Annotated in this window: 1 pseudogene; it reads left to right on the top strand. The window is 61.3% G+C overall.

Annotated elements, in window-relative coordinates:
- Positions 1-465 (top strand): annotated as a pseudogene (locus SOP95_RS31585) (23S rRNA (uracil(1939)-C(5))-methyltransferase RlmD); the annotation flags it as partial.

Raw genomic sequence — 465 nt, 5'->3', positions numbered from 1 at the left:
AACCGCAAGAGTGTGCCGCACCGTTGAGTGGGCCGGAGTTCGGCTACCGACGCCGCGCCCGCGTCGCCGTGCGCTGGGATGCCAAGGCGAAGCAGCTGGAAGTAGGTTTTCGCGCCGTGGCCAGCCAGGACATCGTCGCCATCGACGATTGCCCAGTGCTGGTACAGGCCTTGCAACCGATCATGCAGCGTCTGCCGAACATGTTGCGACGCCTGAGCAAACCGCAGGCCTTGGGGCATGTGGAGTTGTTCAGCGGTACGTCCATCGCCGTGTTGCTGCGGCACATGGCGCCGTTGTCGGAAGCGGATCTGCAGGTGTTGAAGGAATTCTGCGCCTTCCATGAAGCCCAATTGTGGCTGCATGGCGAGGGTCAACCTGAGCCGGTCGAAGTCGATTCAGTCTTGGGTTTTCGATTGGAACAGTGGGGTCTGGAGCTGGCATACCGACCTGGCGATTTTGTGCAGG

Origin of the sequence: Pseudomonas sp. YuFO8 (genome assembly GCF_035065025.1) — a bacterium.
Classification (GTDB): Bacteria; Pseudomonadota; Gammaproteobacteria; order Pseudomonadales; family Pseudomonadaceae; genus Aquipseudomonas; species Aquipseudomonas putida_AE.
This window is presented reverse-complemented; position numbering and strand designations above follow the sequence as displayed.